Origin of the sequence: Sulfurimonas sp., assembly GCF_029027405.1 — a bacterium.
In the GTDB taxonomy this organism is placed as follows: Bacteria; Campylobacterota; Campylobacteria; order Campylobacterales; family Sulfurimonadaceae; genus Sulfurimonas.
The window spans coordinates 2,573,828-2,600,348 of the sequence record NZ_CP093396.1 but is presented as its reverse complement, the minus strand read 5'-3'; the positions used below and the strand labels follow the sequence as shown (position 1 = coordinate 2,600,348).

At 31.2% G+C, this 26,521-nt stretch carries 24 protein-coding genes and 4 pseudogenes; 12 read left to right on the top strand and 16 right to left on the bottom strand.

Going from position 1 to position 26,521, the window contains the following annotated elements; genetic code table 11:
* A complete protein-coding gene (locus tag MOV42_RS12740; protein ID WP_324171555.1) occupies nucleotides 1–549 on the top strand; it encodes an iron-sulfur cluster assembly scaffold protein in 549 nt (182 codons plus the stop codon).
* On the opposite strand, the gene arsC is transcribed toward MOV42_RS12740, so the two are convergent.
* The gene (arsC, locus tag MOV42_RS12735; protein ID WP_324171554.1) at nucleotides 536–889 is read right to left on the bottom strand and encodes an arsenate reductase (glutaredoxin); all 354 of its coding nucleotides are present in this window, start codon (nucleotides 887–889) and stop codon (nucleotides 536–538) included. The two genes, MOV42_RS12740 and arsC, sit on opposite strands and share 14 nt — an antisense overlap.
* 63 nt (nucleotides 890–952) lie before the next feature.
* On the opposite strand from arsC, the gene MOV42_RS12730 reads away from it, so the two are divergent.
* Together MOV42_RS12730 and MOV42_RS12725 are read left to right on the top strand one after the other, a co-directional pair.
* Nucleotides 953–1,456 carry a GAF domain-containing protein gene (locus tag MOV42_RS12730; RefSeq protein WP_324171553.1) on the top strand — a complete coding sequence of 168 codons (504 nt, stop codon included), beginning with the start codon at nucleotides 953–955 and terminating at the stop codon, nucleotides 1,454–1,456.
* A 33-nt stretch (nucleotides 1,457–1,489) separates the two neighbouring features.
* Entirely contained in the window at nucleotides 1,490–2,347 is an 858-nt protein-coding gene (locus MOV42_RS12725) for a methyltransferase domain-containing protein (protein WP_324171552.1), read from the top strand.
* Between the two features lie 4 nt (nucleotides 2,348–2,351).
* On the opposite strand, the gene asnB (MOV42_RS12720) is transcribed toward MOV42_RS12725, so the two are convergent.
* Both asnB (MOV42_RS12720) and MOV42_RS12715 read right to left on the bottom strand, forming a co-directional pair.
* Complete coding sequence (asnB, locus tag MOV42_RS12720; RefSeq protein ID WP_324171551.1) at nucleotides 2,352–4,157, bottom strand: asparagine synthase (glutamine-hydrolyzing); 1,806 nt, start codon at nucleotides 4,155–4,157, stop codon at nucleotides 2,352–2,354.
* Complete coding sequence (locus tag MOV42_RS12715; RefSeq protein ID WP_324171550.1) at nucleotides 4,157–4,735, bottom strand: class I SAM-dependent methyltransferase; 579 nt, start codon at nucleotides 4,733–4,735, stop codon at nucleotides 4,157–4,159. The genes asnB (MOV42_RS12720) and MOV42_RS12715 overlap by 1 nt, the downstream gene beginning before the upstream one ends.
* 79 nt (nucleotides 4,736–4,814) lie before the next feature.
* Here MOV42_RS12715 and MOV42_RS12710 point away from each other — a divergent pair, with 79 nt between their 5' ends.
* Nucleotides 4,815–5,696 (top strand): ketopantoate reductase family protein, encoded by an 882-nt coding sequence (locus MOV42_RS12710; RefSeq protein ID WP_324171549.1) that lies wholly within the window; start codon nucleotides 4,815–4,817, stop codon nucleotides 5,694–5,696.
* Here the strand turns inward: MOV42_RS12710 and MOV42_RS12705 are convergent.
* The 5 genes from MOV42_RS12705 to topA are packed head-to-tail and all read right to left on the bottom strand — an operon-like array spanning nucleotide 5,686 to nucleotide 10,818.
* Nucleotides 5,686–6,057, bottom strand: coding sequence for an AMMECR1 domain-containing protein (locus tag MOV42_RS12705; protein WP_324171548.1), 372 nt, complete (start codon nucleotides 6,055–6,057; stop codon nucleotides 5,686–5,688). The genes MOV42_RS12710 and MOV42_RS12705 overlap by 11 nt on opposite strands.
* Nucleotides 6,054–7,211: a cation:proton antiporter gene (locus MOV42_RS12700; protein ID WP_324171547.1), complete on the bottom strand. Its 1,158-nt coding sequence runs from the start codon at nucleotides 7,209–7,211 to the stop codon at nucleotides 6,054–6,056. Before MOV42_RS12700 ends, MOV42_RS12705 begins: the two co-directional genes overlap by 4 nt.
* 12 nt (nucleotides 7,212–7,223) lie before the next feature.
* A complete protein-coding gene (locus MOV42_RS12695; RefSeq protein ID WP_324171546.1) occupies nucleotides 7,224–8,069 on the bottom strand; it encodes a biotin synthase in 846 nt (281 codons plus the stop codon).
* Complete coding sequence (locus tag MOV42_RS12690; RefSeq protein ID WP_324171545.1) at nucleotides 8,062–8,595, bottom strand: YfcE family phosphodiesterase; 534 nt, start codon at nucleotides 8,593–8,595, stop codon at nucleotides 8,062–8,064. The genes MOV42_RS12695 and MOV42_RS12690 overlap by 8 nt, the downstream gene beginning before the upstream one ends.
* Before the next feature lie 3 nt (nucleotides 8,596–8,598).
* Nucleotides 8,599–10,818 carry a type I DNA topoisomerase gene (topA, locus tag MOV42_RS12685; protein WP_324171544.1) on the bottom strand — a complete coding sequence of 740 codons (2,220 nt, stop codon included), beginning with the start codon at nucleotides 10,816–10,818 and terminating at the stop codon, nucleotides 8,599–8,601.
* A gap of 163 nt (nucleotides 10,819–10,981) precedes the next feature.
* On the opposite strand from topA, the pseudogene MOV42_RS14055 reads away from it, so the two are divergent.
* The 4 pseudogenes from MOV42_RS14055 to MOV42_RS14040 form a co-directional block, all read left to right on the top strand.
* Nucleotides 10,982–11,350: pseudogene (locus MOV42_RS14055) on the top strand (flagellin); the annotation flags it as partial.
* A 561-nt stretch (nucleotides 11,351–11,911) separates the two neighbouring features.
* A pseudogene (locus MOV42_RS14050) lies at nucleotides 11,912–12,157 on the top strand (flagellin); the annotation flags it as partial.
* 137 nt (nucleotides 12,158–12,294) lie between these two features.
* A pseudogene (locus tag MOV42_RS14045) lies at nucleotides 12,295–12,828 on the top strand (flagellin); the annotation flags it as partial.
* Nucleotides 12,829–13,224: 396 nt separating this feature from the next.
* Nucleotides 13,225–13,470: pseudogene (locus MOV42_RS14040) on the top strand (flagellin); the annotation flags it as partial.
* Nucleotides 13,471–13,472: 2 nt separating this feature from the next.
* Here the strand turns inward: MOV42_RS14040 and MOV42_RS12670 are convergent.
* On the bottom strand, nucleotides 13,473–15,461 hold the full coding sequence (locus tag MOV42_RS12670; RefSeq protein WP_324171541.1) for a 6-hydroxymethylpterin diphosphokinase MptE-like protein: 1,989 nt from the start codon (nucleotides 15,459–15,461) through the stop codon (nucleotides 13,473–13,475).
* A 77-nt stretch (nucleotides 15,462–15,538) separates the two neighbouring features.
* Here MOV42_RS12670 and MOV42_RS12665 point away from each other — a divergent pair, with 77 nt between their 5' ends.
* Genes MOV42_RS12665 through MOV42_RS12650 form a run of 4 tightly spaced genes read left to right on the top strand, consistent with a single transcriptional unit; the run spans nucleotide 15,539 to nucleotide 19,179 of the window.
* The gene (locus MOV42_RS12665) at nucleotides 15,539–16,285 is read left to right on the top strand and encodes a CBS domain-containing protein (RefSeq protein ID WP_324171540.1); all 747 of its coding nucleotides are present in this window, start codon (nucleotides 15,539–15,541) and stop codon (nucleotides 16,283–16,285) included.
* A 2-nt stretch (nucleotides 16,286–16,287) separates the two neighbouring features.
* The gene (locus MOV42_RS12660) at nucleotides 16,288–17,169 is read left to right on the top strand and encodes an N-acetylneuraminate synthase family protein (RefSeq protein ID WP_324171539.1); all 882 of its coding nucleotides are present in this window, start codon (nucleotides 16,288–16,290) and stop codon (nucleotides 17,167–17,169) included.
* A gap of 1 nt (nucleotide 17,170) precedes the next feature.
* Complete coding sequence (locus tag MOV42_RS12655) at nucleotides 17,171–18,016, top strand: class I SAM-dependent methyltransferase (protein WP_324171538.1); 846 nt, start codon at nucleotides 17,171–17,173, stop codon at nucleotides 18,014–18,016.
* An 11-nt stretch (nucleotides 18,017–18,027) separates the two neighbouring features.
* Nucleotides 18,028–19,179, top strand: coding sequence for a cytidylyltransferase domain-containing protein (locus MOV42_RS12650; protein ID WP_324171537.1), 1,152 nt, complete (start codon nucleotides 18,028–18,030; stop codon nucleotides 19,177–19,179).
* Here the strand turns inward: MOV42_RS12650 and MOV42_RS12645 are convergent.
* The 7 genes from MOV42_RS12645 to MOV42_RS12615 are packed head-to-tail and all read right to left on the bottom strand — an operon-like array spanning nucleotide 19,171 to nucleotide 26,520.
* Entirely contained in the window at nucleotides 19,171–20,226 is a 1,056-nt protein-coding gene (locus MOV42_RS12645) for a DUF354 domain-containing protein (RefSeq protein ID WP_324171536.1), read from the bottom strand. The genes MOV42_RS12650 and MOV42_RS12645 overlap by 9 nt on opposite strands.
* The gene (locus MOV42_RS12640) at nucleotides 20,227–20,925 is read right to left on the bottom strand and encodes a class I SAM-dependent methyltransferase (RefSeq protein WP_324171535.1); all 699 of its coding nucleotides are present in this window, start codon (nucleotides 20,923–20,925) and stop codon (nucleotides 20,227–20,229) included.
* Nucleotides 20,925–22,676 carry an asparagine synthase (glutamine-hydrolyzing) gene (gene asnB, locus MOV42_RS12635; protein ID WP_324171534.1) on the bottom strand — a complete coding sequence of 584 codons (1,752 nt, stop codon included), beginning with the start codon at nucleotides 22,674–22,676 and terminating at the stop codon, nucleotides 20,925–20,927. The genes MOV42_RS12640 and asnB (MOV42_RS12635) overlap by 1 nt, the downstream gene beginning before the upstream one ends.
* Complete coding sequence (locus MOV42_RS12630; protein WP_324171533.1) at nucleotides 22,664–23,677, bottom strand: class I SAM-dependent methyltransferase; 1,014 nt, start codon at nucleotides 23,675–23,677, stop codon at nucleotides 22,664–22,666. The genes asnB (MOV42_RS12635) and MOV42_RS12630 overlap by 13 nt, the downstream gene beginning before the upstream one ends.
* Nucleotide 23,678: 1 nt before the next feature.
* Nucleotides 23,679–24,782 carry a glycosyltransferase gene (locus MOV42_RS12625; protein WP_324171532.1) on the bottom strand — a complete coding sequence of 368 codons (1,104 nt, stop codon included), beginning with the start codon at nucleotides 24,780–24,782 and terminating at the stop codon, nucleotides 23,679–23,681.
* Nucleotides 24,779–25,534, bottom strand: a complete 756-nt coding sequence (locus MOV42_RS12620) for a class I SAM-dependent methyltransferase (protein ID WP_324171531.1) — start codon at nucleotides 25,532–25,534, stop codon at nucleotides 24,779–24,781. The genes MOV42_RS12625 and MOV42_RS12620 overlap by 4 nt, the downstream gene beginning before the upstream one ends.
* Complete coding sequence (locus MOV42_RS12615) at nucleotides 25,534–26,520, bottom strand: class I SAM-dependent methyltransferase (RefSeq protein ID WP_324171530.1); 987 nt, start codon at nucleotides 26,518–26,520, stop codon at nucleotides 25,534–25,536. Before MOV42_RS12615 ends, MOV42_RS12620 begins: the two co-directional genes overlap by 1 nt.
* Nucleotide 26,521 lies beyond the last annotated feature (1 nt).

The following is a 26,521-nucleotide window of genomic DNA, read 5'->3' as shown; positions in this document are numbered from 1 at the left end:
ATGACACCGCAAGAAGAACTAAGCTCTGAGATAGGCAAACATCTAATGCAACCTGAAAACTATGGGGAACTAGAAGATGCCCATTGTGTTGGCATGGGTATAGACAACGCAACGCAATCGTATGTGATTATGTTTATAAATTTAGATGATACTCATATACTTGATGTTAAGTTTGGCTCAAATGCAAGTCAGGACACAAACACTTTAGGCTCACTTTTTACAGAGATGATTAAGGGAGATGAGATTGTAAATGTTTTAAAAACTACACTACAACTAGAACAAGACCTTCAAAAATCTTACGCCGACTTACCTGATCCAAAAGTAGATACAAGTAAACCAGAAGGTGAACAAGTAGAACATATATCAACGCAATATCAAGATAGTGCAAATATGGTTTTAACTTCTTTTCGTGCAGCCTTGCGTCACTTAGAGAGAAAAAAAGGTGGAGTTGTTGAAGAGCAGTTTGAGATGAATATCAGTAAATCATGCCCTTACTCTGGAACTGATTGTCATTTTGTGACAAAAGTAGATGAAACTAATTCCTTATAAACTCCGCTATTATGGAAGTTGGTCTTCCTATGATGGCTTTGTTATCTTTAAATATAACAGGTCTCTCTATAAGTTTTGGATTTAAAACCATAGCATCTACTAATTTATCATAATCATCTTCATTTTGAAGACGCAGTTCTTTGTATATATCTTCTTTGGTTCTCATAAGCTCTCTAGGGTTCATGCCTAGCATACTTAGTGCAGTCGTGATTTCATCTTTAGTTGGAGTTATTTCTAAGTATTTTACAACTTCTTTTTCACAGCCTATTTCTTCTAAAATACCCATTGCCTCTCGAGATTTTGAACATCTTGGATTGTGCCAGATTGTAACTAAATGCATATAGTTTCCTTTTATGTGTATTTTACACTATAATTATTTTAAACAAAATTATTGGGGTTTACTTTGAAATATAAAGGTACTTATAAAAAACTAGCAAAATTTGGTCGAGAGTTGTTAAAGAATCCTTCATACTCTAGTGCTTTACCTCATATTTCAAAGTATGCAAAAGAGGTTATTGGCGTACAAAGATGTTCTATTTTTATTAATGATATAGAAAAAAAAGAGCTTTGGACAACTTTAGCGGATGATGTTAGTAGGATTGTGATTCCATTAGATAAAGGTTTAGTAGGTTTTACTATTAAAGAGAGAAAACCAATCATCGCAAACGACCCATATACTCACTTACATTTTTTACCAGAAATAGATAAAGCAACAGGATATATAACTACAAATATAATTACAGCTCCTATATTTAACTCTAAAAGAGAAATTATAGGAGTTTTAGAGTTGCTTAACAAAGATGGAGGTTTTGATAATGAAGATATTAAGTTTATGATATTTTTTGCACATTATGTCAGTGGTTATTTAGAGTTGATAAATTTATGTCTAATAAAAGAGAGCGTGTAATTGATGCAAAAAAACTTATGGTTTTAGGTAAAATTGAAAGCTAGAGAGTTATTAGAGTTATTCAAAAACTCGAAGTTAAAAGCAAAAGAGGTTTTAGAAGTAAAACTTTTAAATGAAGAAATAGAGTCTATTGGCTACAAAGCTTTTGTTGATTTAGCACAACTTTTTTTTATGAAAATGCTCTCTCCCATCTATGAAGATAAAAAAACTATTTTAAGGTTCTACAAATTAGATAGAGATTCCTCTTTTCACAAAATTCAAAATAGTACAGAAAAATATGGAACAGATAGTGAGTTTTTCTCTATTGATAAAACACAACAATTCAGTTTTTTGTACCACTATCAAGAAGCCTTAAAATTTATAAATATTAAAGATAAAAAAAGAGTTTTAAATCTCGGAGTAAATAGAGGCGATGAGTTTAAAGTTATAAAAGAGATGCTAGAAGTTGATGAGTTTAAAGAAAAACAGTTTGCTGGCATTGACAACTGTGCATCTGCAATAGAGTATGCAAAAAATGATTTTGATGATAAAAATGTAGAGTTTTTTAACCATGATATTAATACTTTAGATGAGCTAGATTTAGGCAGATTTGATTTGATTATTTCTATTGGAACATTACAAAGTTCAGGTATAAATTTTAACTCCACTTTTATGAGCATCTATCAAAATCATTTAAAAAAAGATGGAGCAATAATTCTCGGTTTCCCAAATTGTAGATGGATAGATGGAGAGATGATATATGGGGCTAAAGCACCAAATTATGCATTTAATGAGATGAGTTTAGTTTTAAAAGATATACACTTTTGTAAAAAATATCTTCAACAAAAAAAGCACAGAGTTGTAATTACAGGAAAAGATTATATTTTCTTAACGGCTAGAAAGATTACTTAGAAAACTAAAGTAGATTCTTTTTTATCCAAACGCTTAATACATATAGTCCCCAAATATGTTGCTTGAAACCTCCAGTTGAGGCGCTGTTTATATACTCATCTAACTCTTTTGTTTTAAAAAGCCCTGTTTCTTGGTTGACTTCTTTTATAAGTGATATTTTTTGCGAGTTAATAAGATACTCCATATAGGGGTTTGAGAAGCCTTTTTTCTTTCTTTGTAGTATCTCTTGATTTAGATGAGGTTTCATTATTTCTTTTAAAAGTGATTTTGTGACGCCATCTTTATAACGAAGCTTAGGGTCTATACTAAACACCGTAGATGCTAGTTTATGGTCTAAAAAAGGTGTTCGTGATTCAATAGAGTGAGCCATACTTACACGGTCTAGTTTTGTTAAAAAATGCTCTGCTTGAAAAAGATTTAGATCTATATAACTGTACCAACTACTTTCATCAAAATGCTTAGATGCTTCAAATCTGTCTCTATAATTAGTTAGATATTTTAGTGCTTGATTATCTTTTATATTTTTTTTCATGAGAGCATTTTTTTGAAGGTCACTAAAACTTTCTCCTGATGTGCGAAAAAGTAGAGTGTCATCAAAGATTCTTTTGTAATGTTCCCATTCTCTATTTTTAGAGTAGTTTGAACGAAAATATTTTTTTAACCAGTTTTTATTTTTAAGTGTAGACGCACTCTGAATATCTAAGTATTCAAAGTATTGTCGATATCCTAAAAAAAGCTCATCACTTCCTTCTCCGCTGAAAACTACCTTGTATCCATCTTTTTTAATTTGTGAAAAAAGTAGATATAAAGGTATAGATGCTGGGTCATTTAGGGGTTCATCCAAAGTGTCTAAAACAAGCTCACTTGTTTGAAAAAAATCCTCCCCAGATATTTCAATAGCTTTGTTTTTAAGACCTAAAAATTCAGCACTTTTTTTTGCATTTTCTCTCTCATCATATTTTGCAAAATCTTTATATCCTATGGTATATGTTTGAAGGTTTAAGCCTTCTTGTAAAGCATAGTAGTTTATAGTTGCACTATCGATGCCACCTGAGAGTAGAGATGCTATAGGCTCTTTTGTATCAAGTCGCATAGAGATAGATTCTTTTAAAACTTTTTCTAAAGTATGCACTGCTTCATCTGTGTTTGTTATGATATTTGGTTTAGCATCTAGTAGGTCAAAATATCTCTGTACTTTGCAAACTCCATTTTTATAAGTTAAATACTCTCCAGCAGCTAACTTTTTGATACCTTTAAAAAATGTATGAGGAGGTGAGGGTGCTAAAAAAGATAAGTAGCTTAAAAGTGCATCTTCATTCATTTGAGTTTTTTGTAAAAAAGGTTTAATTGCTTTTATCTCAGATGCAAAAACAAAGCTTTTAGCATCTAGATAAAAAAGTGGTTTTTTACCTAGTCTATCACGAAAGAGATACAGAGTGTTTTCATCTTTTAAAGCAATAGCAAACATACCTCTTAGATGCTGAACAAAGCTAGTTCCCCATTTAAGATATGAAGCGATTATAACTTCACTTTCTCCTTGTGTTTTAAACTCAAAATCTTGTGAAAGTTGTTCTCTTAATTCTTTGTAGTTATATATTTCTCCATTAAAAGATAGAAAAATATTGTCATGTTCTAAGGCTTTGTTTGAAGAAGTATTAGAGTCTGTTATGGCAAGTCTTAAGTGAGCAAAAAAAAGATTTTGTTTTTGAGTAATCGTACAACTGTCAGGTCCTCTATGTGTTAAAAGAGTAAGAGCATTTTTTGCCTTTTTCTCATCATACTCTCCTATAATTCCAAAAATTGCACACATTATTTAAAAAAACCTACTGTTATATCTGCATCTAGGTAGCCATCGACAAAGATAACTTTTTTAACTCCTAAATCATTTGCTATGCTTTGTATATCTTGTTTTGTGAAGTAGTTGTAAGTTTTACTTTTTTTATTTCCATGTAAGATATTAAAAACAAAACCTTTCTTAGAAGCTTCAAAACATTTTCGAATAAAGAGATGTGTTTCAAACCTCTTTAAAACATTCATTGCTCCACTGCAAATATAATAAGTTGCATCTGGAACGGCATCTATACAAATATCTGCTATTAAGATTTCACAGCCTGTTTTTTCACTTGCAATTGAGTACATATCACTCAGAGAATCTATACCTATATAAGTAAACTCTTTGTGATGTTTGAGTGCGTATGTATAAAAATCTCCAAAACCACAACCAGCATCTACAACAGTTGAGTCCTTTAGATTTTGAGGTAGCATCTGGAGTATCATCTTAAATCTTATATTTTGAGATTTTTTAGAGTTCCAGTTTACACCCTTTGGAGATGTGCCATGTATATTTATTGCAGATTTGTAAAATTTTTTATTATCTACGCGTGGCATCTAGACTCCTTTTTTATGGTCTGTAACTTAGCTAAGACATTATATAATTTTAAAGATAATTTTTTCATAAGGCAAAAATATGAGAGTAGCAATTGTAGGTTTAGGTGGAGTAGGCGGTTATATATGTGCAATGTTGTCAAAAAGCTCTTTAGATGTTGTTGGTTTTGCAAGAGGTGCGCATCTAGAGAAAATTAAAAAAGATGGTATACAGATTATTGAAGATGAAAAAAAGTGGATAGCATCTATAGATGCAAAAAGTTTAGAAGATACAGATGCTTATTTTGATGTAGTCATTTTTTGCGTGAAGAGCTATGACTTGAAAGAATCCTATGAGGCTATGAAAAATCATATAGATGCTAAGAGTATAATTTTTAGTCTATCAAACGGAGTTGGGTCTGGGGATGAGTTAAGAAAATGGAGTAAGTCAATTGTTTTAGACTCATGCGTTTATATTATTTCTCATATTCAAACAGCAGGAGTTATACGAAAAAAAGGAAATATTTTTGCTTTTGTTTGCGGGGGAGATGCTAAGGGAGGTGAAGTAATAAAATCTATATTTGACACAGCAGGTTTAAGAGCCAAGGTAGCTGAAGATATCAAAGAAGCTATCTGGAAAAAGTATATTTTTATTTCTGCTTTTGCGACATTGACTAGCTACTATGATAAGAGTATGTTTTATATTTATGAAAATCATTTTGATGAGGCAAAAGCACTTTTACAAGAGATAGCGAGTGTTGCTTTTGCAAAAAAAATTAACATTCAAGAAGAGGTTCAAAAAGCTTTGGAAATAGCAAGTAAACTTCCCTCTGATTCATCTACTTCCATGCATCTAGACTTTAAAAATAAAAAGAAGGTAGAGTTAGAAACTTTAAGTAAGTACATTGTAGATGAAGCTAAAATTTTTGGAGTGAAGACTCCACTTATGAATAAGATGTATGAAGAGTTGAATTCTAGGTTATAATTTTTTTAAAAGTGCTTAATATAGGAGCATCTTTTTCACTCAAAATCCCTTCTGGCGTGTTTAAAAGTAGTTCTATCTCACAATTCAAATATTCACTTGTTGTAATTGGAGAGAAGTTTTTGTCTTGGAAAGCTGACATTTTTGCATTGTGAACTATATCATCAAGGAGAGTTCTTGTAGCATTTTTTGAGTCAGAAGAACCTCTTAGTTCTTTATTTATATAGAGGTTTACAGTAGTTGCTATTTTTTCATTTAAAAGAGGATGAGTAATTAATAGTTTTGTTTTATCAATAGTTCTTTTAGCTTCTAAAACTTCTTGTATAGAGTCGCGAGCAAGTTGAAGTAAAACTGAACGACTCATGTCTCCTCCTTTTGGAGTTTATAATTATTGATGAGTTTGATAACAATCATAACACTTATAACCTGAAATAGAGCCGCTAAGATAAAAGCATAGTAGTGAAGAGTGTCGATGCTAGATGCATGATATGCTAGAGTTGCCATCGCGATAAGTAGTGTTAGAGGCATAGAGTGAGATAGTCCCATAAGTATAGAGTCTGTTAACCCAATATCTTTTATGAAAACCAAAGATGCTATAACACGCATTGCGACCATAGACATAGCAATAATGATAGCTTTTGAGATTAAACCCTCCATCATTAAAGCTTCTAAATTAAATGTACTCCCAATATGGATAAAAAAGATAGGGATTAAAAAACCAAAACCATAAGATGCTAGTTTTTCAGGTAGTTCATGTTTATGTTCAAAAAATGTTGGAATAAATATACCAGCTAAAAAAGCTCCAAAGGCGAGTTCTAAACCAAGATATAACATAGCCCCAACTAGAAGGAAAAATATTCCCATAGATAAACGAATATCTTGCTCTTTGTTGTCTTCGTGAGGCATTAAAGCTGTTGAAACCCAGGGGAACCACCAAAAAAGTAATTCTACAGCACGAAACAACACAAACATAAATAATAAAAATAGAATAAGAGCTAAGATAGTATGAGCTAAACTTGTACCAAACCCAGAATCAAGAGCAGAGGAAGTTAGAGTTAAAAGACCAATGCTAACAACTTCTCCTATCCCTCCTGCTGTCATAGAGAGATTTAGCCAAGGAGTCTTTCCGTACTCTTTTGAGAGAGTCGCGACAAGTCCAACAGAAATAAGAGGAAGAAGAACCATGAATATTTTGCTAAGATCTAAATACATAGAGATGGTTATGGAAAAAGTATAAAGTATTATCAGATAAAAAATTACATTTCGCATTACTTTTTTTGGTGTTTTAAGAACTTTTTTGAGGTTAATTTCGGTACCAGCAATAAACATTAAGTATAAAAAACCAAGCTCGGCTACTATAACAAAAAGATGTTCATCATGTATAAAACCAAAGTAACCAAGGAGTGAACCTAAAATAATTTCAATAGGAGTAGTAGGAAGTTTTAATAGTTTGGCAAAAAAAGGAGAGAATATTATTATAAGCGAAATGGTAATTATTAAAATAACATTATCACTCATAACATGAACTCCTTATTTTACAGTCTTAGCAATCTTTAGATTTAGTGATTGTAACATATCTAAGTCTTTGCTCATTACTCGACCACTTGTTGTTAAGTAGTTTCCTATGACAATAGAGTTTGCTCCGTGAGAAAAAATCTCACTTTGTCTATCTCCAAACATCAATTCTCTTCCACCAGCCACCATAATCCTCTGAGCATTTGGGAGGGTATCTCTTGTTAGTTGTATAAGTGAAAAAGCTTCATCTATGTTAAGTGGATTTGAGGATAACTCTAAAGCTTCATTATGATGATAAAAGTTTATAGGAACCGAACTTGGATTTAATGAATTTAGAGATTTTAACATTGAGAGTCTATCTTCTTTGCTCTCTCCAAGACCAAAAATACCACCTGTTATAAGAGTTAAACCAGATTTATTTATATTTATGCAAGTTTCATATCTCTCGCTCCATGGGTGAGTTGTACAGATTTTAGAATAATACGCTTCACTTGTTTCTAAGTTATGATTGTAAGCTTTAATGCCAGATGCTTTTAGTGTTAGAAGTTGCTCTAAAGTGGCAGTTCCATTACAAGCAATAAGTCTAAGTTGTGGCACTTCTTTAGTTAAGAGTTTAGCGATTGTACAAACAAATTCTAAGGTTTTGTCATTTATACCTTTATCTGCTGTAACTAAACAAAAGCCTAAGGCTCCATTATCTCTAGCTGTTTTTGCCTCTTTTAAAATATTATCAATTTTTTTTTGTTTATATCGCTCTATATCTGCTTTATATCTTACACTCTGAGAACAAAATTTGCAGTCCTCTTTGCAAGTCCCACTATTTATATTACATATTGAGCATAAAAAAATTTCTTTATTCATGATTATTTCTTTTGTATGAAAAAGTTTGTTGTTTAAACTTCTCATCTTTTTTTGTTTTAGTTTTTTTTGTGTAATGAATCACTTCAAATGTAGCATCTGTTATTTTAAGCATTGCACATTCTGATATATTTTTACTTCTTGCACATACTTCACCAGAGTTTATAAACAGAGCATTACCTTTATAATCTACTTCAAATTGATGAGTATGTCCAAATACAACAACATCAGCATCTGGAGACATATAGTAAGGCATATGCATAAGTTTAAATTTTGTATCGGCTAATTTAAACATATGAGGCTCTTGGACTAGGTTGTATTTTGAATGGTACTGTGCTAGATGCGCGTCATTGTTTCCATACACTGCTATATACTTAAGTCCACAGTTTTTAAGTAGGTTGAGTGTATCTAGTTCTACAATATCACCTGCATGAATAATAAACTCAGCACCATTATCTATAAGTAAATTTAGAGCATCTTGCGCCATTTTTACTTTAGAATGAGTGTCTGAAATAATTCCTATCTTCATAACTTACTCTCCTCTTGGAGTCCTAGTTTTACATTTTACACACTCATAAACATCTTTATTTCTGTATGTTCTCTCAGCAACAACACCTTTACAGCCTTTTTCTTTACACTTGATTCTAGTTGGTTCAAACTTTGATATAAACTTACAATCAGGATAGTTCCCACATCCCCAAAAAGGACCGCGTCTAGAATTTTTAAGAGATATTTCTCCCCCACAATCAGGACAAGGAGTTTCACTTACTTGACTCTCAATATCGATGCTTTTTGTGTTTTTACAATCAGGATAGCCGCTACACGCTAAGAACTTGCCATTTCTGCCATTTTTAATAATCATTTCTTTGCCACACTTTTCACAAGTTTGATCGGATGTTTCAACTTTTACTTCTACTTTATTTCCATCTTCATCTACTTGTTCTGTATATTTACATTTTGGAAAACCACTACATGCGACAAAATTTCCATAACGACCAGAACGAAGAAGAAGTTCATTTTCATCACATTTTGGACAAGTTCTGCCTAATGGTTTTGCAAGTTTCAGACTTACAATATTTTCTTTACCATCTGCAACTTGTTGCATAAATGGAAAATAAAAGTCACTTAAAAGTTTTTGCCAGTCACTATTGCCATTTGAAATTTCATCAAGTTTTTCTTCCATATTTGCAGTAAAAGAGATATCTACAATATTTGCAAAATTTTTCTCTAAAATTTCAGTTACTGTAAAAGCTATTTCAGTTGGAATGATTTGTTTTTTCTCGATAGTCACATAAGTTCGGCCACTAAGTGTTGCAATAGTTGGAGCGTAAGTTGAAGGTCGTCCAACTCCCTCACTTTCAAGTTTTTTGATAAGAGATGCTTCAGAATATCTTGGAGGAGGCTCTGTAAAGTGTTGCTCAGGTTTGATACTTTGTATGTCTGCTTTGTCTCCTTCTTTTAAAAGAGGAAGAAGTTTATCTTTATCTTCAGTTCCTGTAAGTGCATAAAAACCATCAAAAATTAGTTTTCTTCCACTTGCTCTATATTCATTTTCTTTACCTTTGAAGATTATGCTTTGTTGCTCAAAAAGGGCATCTGTCATTTGACAAGCCATAAATCTTTCATAAATTAAACGATAAAGTTTTATTTCATCAGCTTTTAAAAAACTTTTGGCAACTTCTGGTGTAAAGTTAAGCATAGTTGGACGGATAGCTTCGTGAGCTTCTTGTGCGTTTTTTGATTTTTTGTTATAAGTTTTTGCTTCAGGCGGAAGATACTTAGCTCCAAAACGATTTTCAATGATTCCACGAACAGCATAAACAGCTTCGCTTGCCAAGTTTAAAGAATCTGTTCTCATATAAGTGATAACACCACTTGTGCCATCTGGAGTTTTTACACCTTCATAAAGTGCTTGAGCCACCATCATAGTTTTTTTAGGAGTAAATCCAAGTTTTGATGAAGCAGTTTGCTGAAGAGTTGAAGTCATAAATGGGGGAGGAGTTGAACTTTTTCTCTGTTTTGTTTCTATTTTTGAGATGCTAAAAGAATCAGCATCTATGCTCTTGTGTATAAGAGTTGCATTATCTTTATTGTTTATAGAAAGTTTTGTAAGTTTATCGCCCATGTGAGATATGAGAGTAGCATCTATGTCTTTTTTAAAGATTGTATCTATTGACCAGTACTCAACAGGAACAAAGGCTTTTATCTCTCGTTCTCTATCTATTACAAGTTTTAAAGTTGAAGATTGAACACGACCACCTGAAAGACCTTTTTGAATCTTAGATGCTAGCAAGGGAGAAAGTTTATAACCAACAACGCGGTCTAACATTCTTCTTGCTTGTTGAGCATTTACCATATTCATATCTATCTTACGAGCAGAATCAAGTGCATGTTTGATAGCTGTTTTTGTGATTTCATGAAAAACTATACGGGGAAGTTCCTCAGGATCTTTTTTTATAGCATGAGCTATATGCCAACCAATAGCTTCACCCTCGCGGTCCTCATCGGTTGCGATATAGATAGTATCAGCTTTTTTGGCAAGTGCTTTAATCTCTTTTACAATAGCAGCATTTTCTTTAGCAACAGAATACGCAGGAATAAGATGATTAGTATCTTCATCAATTGTTATTCCAAATCTTGATTTTGGTAAATCTCGTATGTGACCTTTAGAAGCTATAACTTCATAACCTTTACCTAAAAAGTTCTTTATAGTCCTAGCTTTAGCGGGTGACTCGACAATAATTAAGTTCAAATAGTTTTCCTATATATAGTATAGTGATTTTGTGAATTTGGAAGTTTAACACAAAAAGTTTAAATATATAAAAAAATTGCCGATATACATAATATATCAAGGCAAGGAAGCTAAGATACAAAATTAACAGAGCGAAAGGCTCTACCATAGAAAAGGATTTATTATGGGATTTAGAATTAACACAAACATTGCGGCGATGAACGCACATAGAAACTCTTCGATGACAAACTTAGGACTTGACAAGAGTCTTAACTCACTATCTTCAGGTTTAAGAATTAACAAAGCGGCAGATGATGCATCTGGTATGGCTATTGCGGATTCTCTTCGTCAACAAGCTCAAGGCTTAGGTCAAGCGATTGTAAATGCAAATGATGGTATTGGTGTTACTCAAACAGCAGATGGTGCTTTAGATGAGTATATTAATATAGCTAATACTATTAGAACTAAAGCTATTCAAGCAGCTTCTGATGGGCAAACATTACATACCCGTAAAGCCATTCAACAAGATATTAGTAGATTAATGGAAGAAGCTCAAAATATTGCTGCTACAACTTCATTTAATGGTCAATCACTACTTAATGGTGCTTTTACAAATAAAGCTTTTCATATTGGTGCTTATGCAGGAGAAACTGTAAAAATTTCTATCGATGATGCTCAAACTGCAAAAGTGGCTAAATTTTCTATGGATGAATCTACTGTAAGAATTGATCTTAAATCAGCTACTCAAGGACTTTCACTTCACCAACTAGAAGTTATTGTTACAGGAACTGATGGAACTACTAAAACTGTAGATACTGGTGTTATTACAATTGGTTCTGGGGCTGCAACAAGTGCTCAAATGACTCAAACAATAGTTGATGCATTTAATGCAAAAGCACAAAAGGAAGGTGCAGATATTAGAGCTACTTCTTTTGAAACAAGTACTGCTGGAGAGTATGCTATACGATTAGATTCTGGAGTTGACTTTACTATAGGAACTCAGACATTAGCTGGAACAAATGCTGATACCGATGCGAGTCTTACTAATAACTTTAGTACTATTGATGTTACAACTCGAGAAAAAGCAGAACAAGCGATAATCATTTCTGATTATGCTTTGAAGCAACTTGATAAAACTCGTTCAGATATAGGTTCTGTTCAAAATCAACTTGAATCAACAATCAGAAATATTTCTGTTACTCAAGTTAATGTTCAAGCAGCGGAATCTCAGATTCGTGATGTTGACTTTGCGTCTGAAAGTGCAAACTTTGCAAAACTAAATATTTTAGCTCAGTCTGGTTCATATGCTATGAGTCAAGCTAATGCTGTTCAACAAAATGTATTAAGATTATTACAATAGTAATTAATCTTTAACTTCTACTTATTCCCAAGTAATACTTGGGAATATATATAAAATTACTTTTCTCTTTTCTCTTCAAAATCTTTTGGAACAATCATTGCTTAAAATTCTAAATAACAATGGCTAAAGGATTTATTATGGGATTTAGAATTAACACAAACATTGCGGCGATGAACGCACATAGAAACTCTTCGATGACAAACTTAGGACTTGACAAGAGTCTTAACTCACTATCTTCAGGTTTAAGAATTAACAAAGCGGCAGATGATGCATCTGGTATGGCTATTGCGGATTCTCTTCGTCAACAAGCTCAAGGCTTAGGTCAAGCTATTGTAAACGCAAATGATGGTATTGGTGTTACTCAAACAGCAGATGGTGCTTTAGATGAGTATATTAATATATCTAATACTATTAGAACTAAAGCTATTCAAGCGGCTTCTGATGGGCAAACGCTAGCAACTAGAAAAGCTATTCAATCAGATATTAGTAGATTAATGGAAGAAGCTCAAAATATTGCTGCTACAACTTCATTTAATGGTCAATCACTACTTAATGGTGCTTTTACAAATAAAGCTTTTCATATTGGTGCTTATGCAGGAGAAACTGTAAAAATTTCTATCGATGATGCTCAAACTGCAAAAGTGGCTAAATTTTCTATGGATGAATCTACTGTAAGAATTGATCTTAAATCAGCTACTCAAGGACTTTCACTTCACCAACTAGAAGTTATTGTTACAGGAACTGATGGAACTACTAAAACTGTAGATACTGGTGTTATTACAATTGGTTCTGGGGCTGCAACAAGTGCTCAAGTGACTCAAACAATAGTTGATGCATTTAATGCAAAAGCACAAATAGAAGGTGCAGATATTAGAGCTACTTCTTTTGAAACAAGTACTGCTGGTGAGTATGCTATTCGATTAGATTCTGGAGCTGACTTTACTATAGGAATTCAGACGAATTCTGGAGATAATGATGATGCAGATGCTGATCTTACTAATAACTTTGGTACTATTGATGTTAGGACTCGAGAAAAAGCAGAACTAGCGATAATCATTTCTGATTATGCTTTAAAACAACTTGATAAAACTCGTTCAGATATAGGTTCTGTTCAAAATCAACTTGAATCAACAATCAGAAATATTTCTGTTACTCAAGTTAATGTTCAAGCAGCGGAATCTCAGATTCGTGATGTTGACTTTGCGTCTGAAAGTGCAAACTTTGCAAAACTAAATATTTTAGCTCAGTCTGGTTCATATGCTATGAGTCAAGCTAATGCTGTTCAACAAAATGTACTTAAACTACTTCAGTAGTTTTAAACTTTTTCGTTTATAGTATTGTCTAATTTTTTTTCATACGGTTCTATTAGTCTATAGAGCTGTGTAGAAATAATTTTTTTCATCTTTTTAGTATGTTTTTTGTGATTGGTCAACTCTTTTGTATTAAACATATCTATAACAGTAGATGCTATACTTAAAAAGTATATGGTCAAGATTTCTCTTAATTCACTTTCATAAGAGTTCAAAATATTTTGCATTAAAGTTATATAGTTTTGTAAAAAAGCATCTATGTTTGAAGAAGCACTTTGAGAAAAGTTCACTATTAGAATATAAAATTCTTTAATTTGGTTTGATTTTTTTTCTAATTCATTTGATTCATCTGATGATAGTTCTGTAAAAGAATAGCTATTAAAAATATCTAAAAGTTGTGATTTTAACTGATTTTTATTTAAATCAGTTAGATTAATATCTTTAGTATTTAGTGAAATAGTTTGTTCAAAGAAAGCACCATCGCTTAGATTATAGATATTTTGTTTATCAGATTTAAACTTATTTGTGAAACTATTCATTCTTGGGATTGATGACTCAAGTAATGGAGTTGTAAAGACTATATCTTTAAAATTGCCCTTTACATGAAGTACTGTTTTAGAGATAGAAACACTTGTCTGAATTTCATCTGCTTTTGATATATCAATTGAGTTTGACCTGTGATGATCTTTAGCATGCGTTGAACCATCGTCAGAGAGTGCAAAATCTAGCCCAAGTAAATAAGTTTGTGCAGCATTAAAAATGAGAGAGATAGCGTAAGCAAACTCTCCAACACTTGAAGAAACAAGTCTGGTATTAAAAAGCCTATATGCTGTTCTATCTTCAGTTAGATATATCTTATCTTTATCAAATTTTTCAAAAAGTATATCTGGAACTGAAGCAGTAAATATAAAGATAGAATTGTTTAAAAAATCTAAGTTATCAAATGAATTTATAAGGTTTACAGTTTCATTGATCTTTTCATCTATTTGTGTAACTATATCTGGTTTTATATTAGCCTTATTAAGTGTTTTTAATGCAGCAAAAACAGCTATCAATACAAACTTGTTTCTATTTTCTTTTAACCAAACTATGTTTGTATGAAGTGATGGACCAGCACCGATTATAAGAATTGGTTTATCTGAAAAAAATTCCTCATTATTTTTTTTACTTAGTTCTAAAAATTTATAGTTATTCTTTAATCTAGATAAAATTAATATATTTTTATGTAAAAGATACTCAACAGGATAACTCGTTTCAGGTCTTGAAACAAGTAGAGTTTGAATTTCTTTTATTTTTTGTTCACTAAAATGAGAGAATAGTGAGAATTTTAGATGGTAGTTATGTATAAATGATTTTGAATAAAAAGTATTGAATTCATCGTTAAATTCATCTTTATTTTGAGCAACTGAAAAATATGCGATTTTTTCGCTTAGTATTTCTTGATAGTTTATACTAAAAAGGGAAAGTCTAAAAAGCTCTATATTTTCTTCAACAATAAGAAGAAGTTTTGCACCTGTTTTTTTTATGATTTTAGGTATATGTAAGCCTAAGCCAACACCTAAAAATATAAATTTCTGCATATCAAGCAGTTGCATAGAGTTATCAACAGCTGCGTCATGGTAATGCATGATTGGTGCTATTAGTGCGTATGTTGTAAGTGCATCTTCATTCTTTAGTTTGTCAAGGGCTTTTTGTGTAAATGAAAAACAATAACCACTTTTAAAAGATTGATTATTCTTTTTAAAGTTTATTTTTTTTGTTAATTCTTCTGAAAATTTTTCAGAATTTTGATTATATAAATATGCCCCATTAGATAATTCTATTACATCAAAGTAGCCATCTTTATATTCTAAATCATATTTTTGAGGGTATCTTCCATCGTTGATAAGAGTGTCTAGTGCCATGAGCTTATTATAAAGTGTCTCATGATGGAGTTTAAAAAATTCCATATTTACTTGATAGTTTGAAACAGCTTTTTCTTCTATGTTTTGCATAAAAACTCCTAAAGATTTGATATGAATTATATCAAATATATTCTGTTTTATGGTATGAAACTTGCTAAATAATGCCTATGAATAGTAAATTTATAATAGACTCAAATGCATCTATTTTATCGGCTATGCAAAAAATAGATGTTAACAAAGAGAGCTTTTTGTTATGTATTAATAAGGGTGGTCTTTTAGATGGTACCTTAACAGATGGAGATATTCGTCGTTATATTGTTAAAAGTAAAAATTTAGATGCTAATGTAGCAGATGTTATGTCAAAAAACTTTGAATCTTTGGATACAGATGATACTTTTAGAGATATAGCAGAAAAATTTAAATCACGAAAAATTCAGTTTCTTCCAATACTTAAGAATAAAAAGTTAAAAAATATTTTAACAAAAAAGCAATTTCATATCATGCTTCTTGAAGATATGAAGATAGATTTACTAAAAGATTTTTCTTTATATGATGAAAAAAATCTGGAGCATGAAATATATAATAAACCTTGGGGTTTTTACAAAAGTACACTTTTTACAGAGTTAGCCCAGTCAAAGGTTATAACAGTATTCCCAAATGAAGAGTTAAGTCTTCAAGAGCATAAAAAAAGAGAAGAACACTGGGTAATCATAAAAGGTAAGGCAAAAGTTGTCTTAGGTGACTCAGAGTTACTTTTAAATGCTGGAAAATATGTATATATTCCAAAGGGCGTAAAGCATCAGATAGTGAATCTAAGCAAGAATGAGAATTTAATTTTTGCAGAAGTTCAACTAGGTGAATACTTCGGTGAAGATGATATTATCAGATACAAAGATAAGTACAATAGGATATAAATATGAAGTTTGATTTTAATTACGAAGAACCAAAAGTTATAGCGGAGATTGGTTGTAACCATATGGGTGAGATGAAAATAGCTAAAGAGCTAATCTCTTTGGCACATAGTAGCGGAGCTAAGTACATAAAATTTCAAAAAAGAAACAATAGAGAGCTTTTAACACAAGCTCAATATGATACACCGCATCCAGTTCCTGAAAATTCTTATGGAGATACCTATGGGGCTCATAGAGAATTTTTAGAGTTTAATGTAGCTCAACATAAAGAGTTAAAAGAGTATTGCGATGAGTTTGGCGTAGTCTATTCTACTTCTGTGTGGGATGTAACTAGTGCAAAAGAGATGATAAGTTTTGAGCCTGAGTTTTTAAAAGTCCCTTCAGCATGCAATAATAACTTTAAAATGTTAAAAGTTCTTCGTGATGAATTTAAAGGTCAAGTACAACTTTCCATAGGTATGACTACAAGAGAGGAAGTTGAGGAAATTATCAGCTTTTTTGAAGAGACTTCACAAGCTAAGACAAGACTACTTATATACTCATGTACATCTGGTTACCCTGTTCCATTTGAAGATGTGTCGCTATTAGAGATAAACTGGCTTTATGAAAACTATGGCGATAGAGTAAATGAGATAGGTTTTTCAGGACATCATTTAGGAATATCTGTTGATATCGCTGCGTATACTTTGGGTGCAAGATGGATAGAAAGACATTTTACTAAAGATATAACTTGGAAGGGAACTGACCATGGGGCATCACTTATGGCTGATGGTATGAGAAGACTAACTAGAGACTTGTCAGCAGTTCACAAAGCACTTACATATAAGAGTGATGAAATCCTGCCAATAGAAAAAGTTCAGCGTGACAAATTAAAAAGTAGAAAATAAAATGAGTTGTTATCTTTGTGGTTCATCAGAGTTTAAATATAGAGATGGCGAAGTACGAGATAACAAAGAGTTAAAAATAAAAGAGTGTCAAGAGTGTTCGTTAGTTTATTTGTCTGATTTTTCACATGTAGATGAGGGCTTTTATGAAGACTCAAACATGCATAAGAGTTTTGATTTGGCTAGGTGGAACAAAGAGACAGATGCTGATGATAAAAGACGATATGAATTTACAAGAGAGCTTATAAAAAACAAAGAAATACTAGACTTTGGAAGTGGAAATGGTGGGTATCTAAATTATGCATCTAAGAAGGCAAAAAGTATCTCTGCTTTGGAGTTAGAAACAGCAATATCTGAACAATATAAAGAGTATGGTATAGAGTTGTTTAGAGATATAAAAGACTTAGTCAAGAAGTATGATGTTATAACAATGTTTCATGTAATGGAGCATTTACCTAATCCTAAAGAGATGATAAAACAACTCTCCTCAAACTTAAAGGAGGGTGGAAAAATCATCATAGAAGTTCCAAACTCTGATGATGCTTTGCTTACTCTGTATGAGAGTGAATCTTTTTCTAAGTTTACATACTGGTCTTGTCATTTGTTTTTGTTTAATGAAAAAACATTACAAGAGCTAGTACATCAATGTGCTCTTAAAGTAGATTATATTAAGCATATTCAGCGTTACCCTCTCTCAAATCATCTTTACTGGTTAAGCAAAGATAAACCTGCTGGACATCAAAAATGGGGTAAGTTTTTAGACTCAGATGCATTAAGTGATGCTTATGAAAACTCTTTAGCATCTCTGGGTAAAACAGATACTTTAATAGCTCAAATATCAAAGATTTAAGGACTTAAACAATGAATATAGCATTTATACCAGCTCGTTGTGGAAGTAAGGCTATTCGCTTTAAAAATATAAAAGAGTTTTGTGGAAAACCATTAATATATTGGAATCTACTTGCTTTAGAAAATGCAACTCTTGTAGATGAAGTTTTCGTTGCAACTGATTGTATCGAGATAAGTGAAGTTGTAGAGAGCTTTGGATTTGATAAAGTAAAAATATATATGCGTGATAGAGTTAATGCTCAAGATGAATCATCAACTGAAGATGTAATGTTGGAATTCTTAAATAAAAATAGCTTTAGTAAAGATGCGTTATTTATGCTTGTTCAAGCAACTTCCCCAACAACTCAAAGTCATGACTTTGATGGAGGGATAAAAGAACTTTTAAAATCTAAAAAAGATTCTTTGTTAAGCGTAGTAAGAGAGAAAAGATTTTTTTGGAATAATGATGGTAACGCACTAAATTATGACTATAAAAACAGACCTAGAAGACAAGATTTTGATGGCTATTTACTTGAAAATGGTGCATTTTATATTAACCGCGTGAGTAATATTTTAAGAGATAATAATCGTCTAAGTGCAGAAATAGCTTTTTATGAAATGCATGACTATACATCTATAGAGATAGATGAAAAGCATGACTGGAAAATAGCTGAAGAATATATGAAAGAAAATGTACTTTACAGATATGTCAAAGAGAGAAATATAAAGCTCTTTTTATCAGATGTAGATGGAACACTTACAGATGCTGGCATGTACTATGGAGAAAACTCTGAGGAGCTGAAAAAGTTTAATACTCATGATGGAAAAGGTTTTGAGTTGCTTAGAAAAGTAGGAATAAAAACTGGAATAATTACAAGTGAAGATACTAAAATAGTAAGAAATAGAGCCAAAAAATTGAAAGTTGATTATCTTTACCAAGGGCTAGAGCATAAGGGTAAGCTAGATATTGTTAAAGAGATTTGTTCTAAGGAAGGTATCTCTTTAGATGAAGTGGCTTATATTGGTGATGATGTTAACTGCAAGGAACTTTTAGAGGCTGTAGGTGTATGTGCATGTCCCAAAAATGCACTGCCTAGTATTAAAAGCATACCAAATATAATAGAACTCTCTCTTCGTGGAGGAGATGGTGCAGTTAGAGAGTTTGTAGATATTATTTTAAGATAGTATCTCTTTAATAATATTATCAAGGTCTATACTCATCTGTTTTATAGGTTGCGTATTTACCTTCGTGCCTATCATCAGTTTAGTTTTTGAGATTAACTCTTCTTTAGTTTCAACCCAAATCATAAGGTTATTATCAATTTGATATTTGTCATAATGACTTATAAAACTTCTAGTTGAGATAGTAGGAGTTCCTAAAAAACATGCTTCTGTATTTATAGTTCCACCACCACCGATGAACAAGTCACAAAATACAAGTAAGTGTTGAATCTCTACTTTTTCTTCTAATATGACAGCATAAGGGAACTCCTTTTTTAGATAGTCACTCTCATATCTTGGGATAATAATAATATTTGAATTAGTTAAATCTTTTATCTCTTGTAGCGCTTCATAGATAATAGGGTATTTTTTATCAACATAGCTTGATTTGTATTCTTCTTCTCTGATTATAATTGTAGGTTTAGAGTAATCCATAGTATAATTTTTTAAAATCTTTTTTACATAAGATATATCATACTTAAATTTATTTAGCCATATTAGTGGGTCTATGAAGTTGTATTCAAAGATTTGTGTCTTATCTAGCCCAAACCTCTCTATGACATTGTTTGGCACTACAAAGGGTTTAAACATCTTTGTAGCGAGAGGAATGGTAAGTCTAGCTTGTGGTAGAGCTTTTGTAAAGTTTGTAGTATGGTCAGAGAGTGGAATATCGTAAAAATTGATGATGGGTATACCTAATCCAAAAGCAACACGACATGCATCAACTGAAGAGAGACAAACAAGTCTATCTATATGGTGTTTACCTATAAACTCCATAAATTTAACTTGTCTATCTATAGACGCTTCAAACTTTGACTTTAAAGTGCTACCACCAAAGTTACCTATGTTTGTGTACTTTAAATTATATAAATCTAAAAGCTCGATAGTCTCTTTATATCCCTCTCCACCTCTAGTTGTTATAAATACTTCCAAGTTTTTGTCTTGAATATTTTTTATGATTGGTTCAAAAAATAGAACTGACTTTGGGGTAACTAGGTCAAACCATATCATTTAGTTATCACCCATAAAACAAAGTCCAACTTTTTGATAATCTTTATAACTACATATAGAATCATCTTTTTTTATAGTCTCCCATGCTTCTGTCATTCCTTTTGACCAAGATATATCATCAAAAAGTACAATTGCATCTTTACTTAGATATGGTTTTATAATTTCAAAGTATTCAAGCGTTGCATCTCTATCATGATGTCCATCTATAAAGGCAAAATCTATTGCTTTTATGTTTGGTAAAATTTCTGGTAGTACATCGCTAAATCTTCCCACATATGAGTTAACATTTAAAGAATCTATATCTTTGAAGTTCTTTTGTGCAATTATTGCTGTTTTAGGTGAGCCTTCTATGGTATGTATGCAAGCTCCATCTTTTAATGCTTTTGACATATATATAGATGAAAATCCACAACAAGTTCCAAGTTCAAGAACAGTTGATGGCTGATGTTTTTTAATGATTGCATATATAAGATGTGCAAAGTCATTTTTTAAACCGATTTTACATAAATCTTTTGTGCTTACATTTTTAGTTACACCATTATGCATCTGTTTAGCACTTCTATTTTCATCAGGATTACCAGCACCGAAGTCCATTACTTCTATGTTTATATCTTCTAATATAATTTTTTCTCTTAAAGACTCTATCTCTTTAAAAATATTAAAATCATTGTCATCAAGAATATGTAGGTATTTTTGCATTACATATAAACCTTTTTATACCATTTACAAAATAAAAATATAGAGTAAAGATGTTGTTTAAATCTACCACTCTTACCTTCTTCGTATAAAAATATAATGAAATTATCATTAAAAACTCCTATTTCAGAGTTTACTTCTTGGATTAGCTTTAGTATTTCAATGCCAAAACCACTATACAACCATTCTATAAAAGGTGAGCTAAAACCTTTTTTTTGTCTGTTAATTATTGAGTCAGGTAAATAAGGCTTAGCTACTTTTTTTAATATTTCTTTGTTGGTAGTCCCTATTTTAATACTACTCTTTACACCAAGAAGGTACTCAACAAGTTTGTGATCTAAAAAAGGGGCTCTTAACTCAACAGAATGAGCCATAGACATACGGTCAACCTTAGTCATTAAAACTTCGCTAATCCAAATGTTAAAGTCTATATATGTCATCCATTGAATAGGTTGGTAAGATGAACTATATGGATGCAGTGGATAGTTTATTTTTCTTGATGAGAGTTGTTGTAGTTGGGCATAAGAAAAGGTCTCCCCACTTGATTGGTATACTTGTTTGTTCTTTAGTCTGCGATTATTATATTCCCACTCTTTTGTGAGTTTGAATTCTTTTTGTTCTTTAGGTTCATTGTTGTAATAGTCTAGCATTTTAAAGTAGTTGTCATAACCTAAAAAACTCTCATCACTTCCCTCACCACTTAGACAAACTTTTATGCCTGCATTGTGAATATGCTCAGATAAGATATATGTTGGGATGGTAGCAGAATCAGCCATAGGTTCATCAAGGTGATATAAAACTTTATCTATAGTATCTAAGTAGTCATTTCTAGATATTGTGTACTCGTGATGAATGGTTCCAATATACTCAGATGCAACCTTAGCAAAATCAAGTTCACAATAATGTTTATGTTCATCATAACCAATAGAAAAGCTATGTACATCATGTTTAGATTTTTGTGCATAAAGAGCGGTTATAAATGAAGAGTCTAGTCCACCAGAGAGTAATGTCGCAACCTCTACATCTCCGACAAGACGCTTTTCTACAGCTTCGTGAAGTAAAGTATCTACTTTAGTAATAATTTGTTTTTCATCAGTATGTATGATTGGTATATTGTCAATATTATAGTAGCTATCTATTGTTAAGTTATCGTTTTGATATGTCAGGAAAGATGACGCAGGAAGTTTTTTAAGACCTTTATAAAAAGTATTGTCACCTTGGGGTGACTGGAATGCTAGGTATTGCCATAGTGCTTCTTCGTTAAACTCAGGTAATTTTTTTAGCATTTTCAAAATGGCTTTTATCTCAGATGCAAAGTAAAAGGAGCCATCTTCTTCATAGTAGTAAAAAGGCTTTTTTCCAAAACGATCTCTTGCACAAAAATACAGCTCTTTTTTTTTATCATATATACAAAATGAAAACATTCCCTCGAGCATATTTAGAAATTCTAAGTTGTATTTTTGGTATAAGCGAATTATAACTTCACTGTCACTCGCAGTCTTTACATCTAGATTATGCTCTTTGATTAGTGTTTTATAATTATATATTTCACCATTAAATACTAAAATAATATTATCAAATATCATCGGTTGATTTGCTTCAGCATCTAAGTCGATGATGCTAAGCCTAGAGTGCCCAAAATATGCTCCATCATTTAATATAAATGATTGGTTGTCGTAACCTCTATGTTTGATGGAGTCTAAAACATCTTTATGATTAAAGGAGTTTTTGTTTGAGCCAATTATTCCGCACATTTTTTAGCTATCACTCCTATTCCACCTTCTAACACATGAAATTTTATGACTTCTAAGTTTAGCTTACTAAGCCAATTTTTTACCTCTTCTACGGTATATCTCTCAGATATTTTTGGATAAAACCAATCAAAAACAACCATATGATTATCTTCAAAACTCATGTTCTCATTCCAAAAAGTTTTTAAAAATTTATAATATATAAACCTCTGTAAGTTATATTCTCCTTTTTCAATGTCGAGTTCTTGTATCTCTTGGGAGATAGTAATCTTTTTTATATATAAATCTTGTGCTAATTTTGTTATTGGAAGTAATTTGTCCCAGGCATCTTGTGGTTTTAAGTCACATACTAAGCTTCGTATAAAATCATCAGTAAAGTCTCGAATAGGGGCTGCTTTTCTATATACATCAAACAGTATAATTCCACCTGGTTTTAAAACATTAGTTAATGATTTTATACCTTCAAAAGTATTGCCTGTATGTTGTAATATAGCATGACATACAACGGCATCAAAAGAGTTTTGTCTAAATGGAGGTGTAATTAAATTACCTTTGAAGTAATGGATATTGTTAAACAGGTTTTTTAGTTTATCTTTTGCCTCATATACAGCATCACTAAGATCTGTTGCGTAAATTTCTTTTGTATATTTTGCAAATATATACTCGACTCTTCCGCTTCCAATAGCTGGATCGTAAACTATCTTATCAGCTATATACTTTTTTAATTCTAGTTCATCTATACCATACCTATCGAAAAAAAGATTTTTTGAATATACTTTAGAACCTTCATTGTGTCCCATATTAGAGTTTTTCCATTGCCAACCAAAGGCTTTTGTTGTATGTGCTACCTCTTCTTTTATACTTTCTGTTTTATCAGAGATAATGGAAAAATCTAAAATACCATTATTTTTTTTATAAACTCTTTTACATGAACTACAAATAATATCACCACTTTGATACTTTATATCCTGAGTACATTCGACGCACTTAAATATATCTAACATATTAACTTCCAATACTTTGAATTATTATTTTTTTATATTTGTCTAAAGATTTTTTTAAAGTAAATTTCTTAGATATCTCAAACATTTTTTTTGCAAGAGTAACTTTTTTATTTTTATCTTTTAAGATATTTAATATATTTTTACTTAAACACGCTACATCATTAATTTTACAAAGATTTGTTCCTTTTTCATCTAAAATTTCATTATACCCCTCAAACTTATAAGAGATTACCGCCGTATTAGCACTCATAGCTTCCAATAAAATATTAGGAAACCCTTCATAATAAGAAGCAAAAACAAATAATTCACATTCATGTAAATAATCATAAGGTAATTGTACTTCGCCTAGAAGATGAACCCGTTTGGATAAGTTTAATTCTAAAATTTTGTTTTCAAGGACTTCTCTTAGTTCACCTTCACCTATTATAATTAAGTTATGCTCAATTTTATCTGCAATTTTTTCAAAAGCAAGTATTATGTCCAATTGGCCTTTTTGTGGATGTAGTCGCCCAATATTTAAAATATATTTTTCACTTATCTTTTTATAATATTTTTCTACTTTATCTACGCCATTATACACAGTTTGTAACTTAGATTTTAAATTATGATTTAGTTGTAAAATTTCATTTGCTATATAATCACTTACACAAACTATTTGCTCTGCAAGTGGATAGTATTTTATCATCATATCTTTGTACTCATCAAAGCTGAAAAGATGAATATTTTTTGCTTTCATACTCTCAAAAACTGCTCTTTGGCTTACGATTTTTTTGCATTTATAGCTTGTTTTTAGAGATATGATATTGCTGTATTCTCCAAATGAAAAAATTAGAATAGGTTTTATTCTATCTATGATTTTATTAAGTTTTTTTACTCTATATTCTAGTAAAAACGAGGCAGTACTTGGCTTAGATACATCTACTTTAATAGTTTTTATCATTTTTATTGTAATACCATTATTTAAGTGATAGGCTACTTTTTTATCATTTTCTGATAAAACAATAAAAATAGAATAGTCTTTATACAGATAGTTTGCTAGATTTGAAACAACTTTTTGTATGCCACCTGTTTCTAAGTTTTGGGTAAATAGGATTATATTTTTCATAGCTTTTTCGCTACTAGAAAAAAGTTTGGTGTAAACTCTTTTAGTTTTATTAGATCTAAGCATAATCCAATAATATTATTTATTGTAAACATAATTAAGAGTATTGGTAAAAAAATAGTATTTCTAAGTATTTTATATTTACTTGCTAGGTTCCAAATAAAACCGTTTAACATAGATACTATAGCTGTTCCAAAATAACCTTGATAATGGAACTCTAAAATCTCAAAGTCATACTTTTTACATAGCTCCTTTAACCCATATTCACTAAATCTAAAAAAGTCATATGGAGTAGCATGGGCTTGATATATAAATGGTACGGAAAGAATGAGTATTCCACCCTTTTTAAGAACTCTTTGCACCTCACATAGTGCTTTATATGGCTCATCAATATGCTCTAACACTTGCGTCAAAATAACACTATCAATGGAGTTACTATCAAATGGTAGGTTTTTTATATCTGCATCTATAAATTTTTCTTTTGAAGTTTGAAACATATGTCGGTGAATTTCACTCTTATCAACTGCAATATATTTGTCTACATGTGGCAATATTAATTTTTTATATATTGCATTACCTGAACCAATATCTGTACATATACCATTTAAATATGGTAACGATTTGATAAAAGAATTATGAAGATGCTTATGATTTAAATATCCCATATTTGATATATATATATGTGGTGCTTTATTTTCACCTGTTAAAATGGGTATGAGCTTATGTGAAATATAATCCATAACTTTCTTGATCATTAGATTTTTATACCTCTTCCTTCACATCCATTATATCCCATATGTACATCAATATCTTTATATCCAAGTTCTTCAAACCATCTTTTAAATGTTTCTATCCTTACAGGGTTATCATACATAGGTGAAAGCATATCAAATAAATCCATTACCGCCCATTGTTTCAGTTTGTCTTCTGATAGTCCTGTCGAAGTATAATCTGGTACTAGTAATCTCCAGTTAATTCTATTCGCTCTTTTTGCAGAAAATAATTTTCTATTTAATTTAAATATAGGCCACATTATTTTAACATGTTGCTTACACCACCAATATAATAATTTATGATTTAACCTCTTGGTAATTGGTCTTACCCAATATTTAGTATGAAACCATGTTGTACTTAAAAAAGGATAATTATCAGCAGCTATTTTACCTTCACTTTTTAGTTTAGTAGTTAATGACTTTAGTGCTTCTCTTGAGTCAGGAGTATGTTGTAGTACTCCAAAACAATAAATTTTATCTGCAATATCATTTTTAAAAGGCATATTATAAATATCAGCTTGAACAATTAATACATTTTCTTTGTCACTGTGATGCTGATAACTAGCTTCAACAGCACTGCTATAATCAAAAGAGAGTACCATAGCCCCAGTATTTGCTGCAAATTGAGTAAATCTACCTGCTCCACATCCTGCTTCAATAATAACTTCACCTTTTAGGTTCTCGCCCCACTTTGTTTCATTTTTAAATCTTTCTTCAGAAGAATTCACACTACTAAATTTATCATGTTGATCACTATGGTGGATATTCCATTGCATACCAAAGCTGTCTGCATAGTTTGTCATAGGTACAAATCTTGGGATATAGTTGATTATAGGATAATTACTACTACAATTTACACAAGCAAGAGTTCCACTTATTACCTTATCCCCTTTTTCGATTATATTTTGATATTCTAAGTTATTATTACATTTAATACAGATTAGATAATCTATGTATTTTTTATTCATT

Excerpts from the sequence above, each read along its gene's own strand:
- MOV42_RS12740 (WP_324171555.1), top strand. The coding sequence starts at position 1 with ATGACACCGCAAGAAGAACTAAGCTCTGAGATAGGCAAACATCTAATG.
- arsC (WP_324171554.1), bottom strand. The coding sequence starts at position 889 with ATGCATTTAGTTACAATCTGGCACAATCCAAGATGTTCAAAATCTCGA.
- asnB (WP_324171551.1), bottom strand. The coding sequence starts at position 4,157 with ATGTGTGCAATTTTTGGAATTATAGGAGAGTATGATGAGAAAAAGGCA.
- MOV42_RS12715 (WP_324171550.1), bottom strand. The coding sequence starts at position 4,735 with ATGCCACGCGTAGATAATAAAAAATTTTACAAATCTGCAATAAATATA.
- MOV42_RS12710 (WP_324171549.1), top strand. The coding sequence starts at position 4,815 with ATGAGAGTAGCAATTGTAGGTTTAGGTGGAGTAGGCGGTTATATATGT.
- MOV42_RS12705 (WP_324171548.1), bottom strand. The coding sequence starts at position 6,057 with ATGAGTCGTTCAGTTTTACTTCAACTTGCTCGCGACTCTATACAAGAA.
- MOV42_RS12700 (WP_324171547.1), bottom strand. The coding sequence starts at position 7,211 with ATGAGTGATAATGTTATTTTAATAATTACCATTTCGCTTATAATAATA.
- MOV42_RS12695 (WP_324171546.1), bottom strand. The coding sequence starts at position 8,069 with ATGAATAAAGAAATTTTTTTATGCTCAATATGTAATATAAATAGTGGG.
- MOV42_RS12690 (WP_324171545.1), bottom strand. The coding sequence starts at position 8,595 with ATGAAGATAGGAATTATTTCAGACACTCATTCTAAAGTAAAAATGGCG.
- MOV42_RS12670 (WP_324171541.1), bottom strand. The coding sequence starts at position 15,461 with ATGCAAAACATAGAAGAAAAAGCTGTTTCAAACTATCAAGTAAATATG.
- MOV42_RS12665 (WP_324171540.1), top strand. The coding sequence starts at position 15,539 with ATGAATAGTAAATTTATAATAGACTCAAATGCATCTATTTTATCGGCT.
- MOV42_RS12660 (WP_324171539.1), top strand. The coding sequence starts at position 16,288 with ATGAAGTTTGATTTTAATTACGAAGAACCAAAAGTTATAGCGGAGATT.
- MOV42_RS12655 (WP_324171538.1), top strand. The coding sequence starts at position 17,171 with ATGAGTTGTTATCTTTGTGGTTCATCAGAGTTTAAATATAGAGATGGC.
- MOV42_RS12650 (WP_324171537.1), top strand. The coding sequence starts at position 18,028 with ATGAATATAGCATTTATACCAGCTCGTTGTGGAAGTAAGGCTATTCGC.
- MOV42_RS12645 (WP_324171536.1), bottom strand. The coding sequence starts at position 20,226 with ATGATATGGTTTGACCTAGTTACCCCAAAGTCAGTTCTATTTTTTGAA.
- MOV42_RS12640 (WP_324171535.1), bottom strand. The coding sequence starts at position 20,925 with ATGCAAAAATACCTACATATTCTTGATGACAATGATTTTAATATTTTT.
- asnB (WP_324171534.1), bottom strand. The coding sequence starts at position 22,676 with ATGTGCGGAATAATTGGCTCAAACAAAAACTCCTTTAATCATAAAGAT.
- MOV42_RS12630 (WP_324171533.1), bottom strand. The coding sequence starts at position 23,677 with ATGTTAGATATATTTAAGTGCGTCGAATGTACTCAGGATATAAAGTAT.
- MOV42_RS12625 (WP_324171532.1), bottom strand. The coding sequence starts at position 24,782 with ATGAAAAATATAATCCTATTTACCCAAAACTTAGAAACAGGTGGCATA.
- MOV42_RS12620 (WP_324171531.1), bottom strand. The coding sequence starts at position 25,534 with ATGATCAAGAAAGTTATGGATTATATTTCACATAAGCTCATACCCATT.
- MOV42_RS12615 (WP_324171530.1), bottom strand. The coding sequence starts at position 26,520 with ATGAATAAAAAATACATAGATTATCTAATCTGTATTAAATGTAATAAT.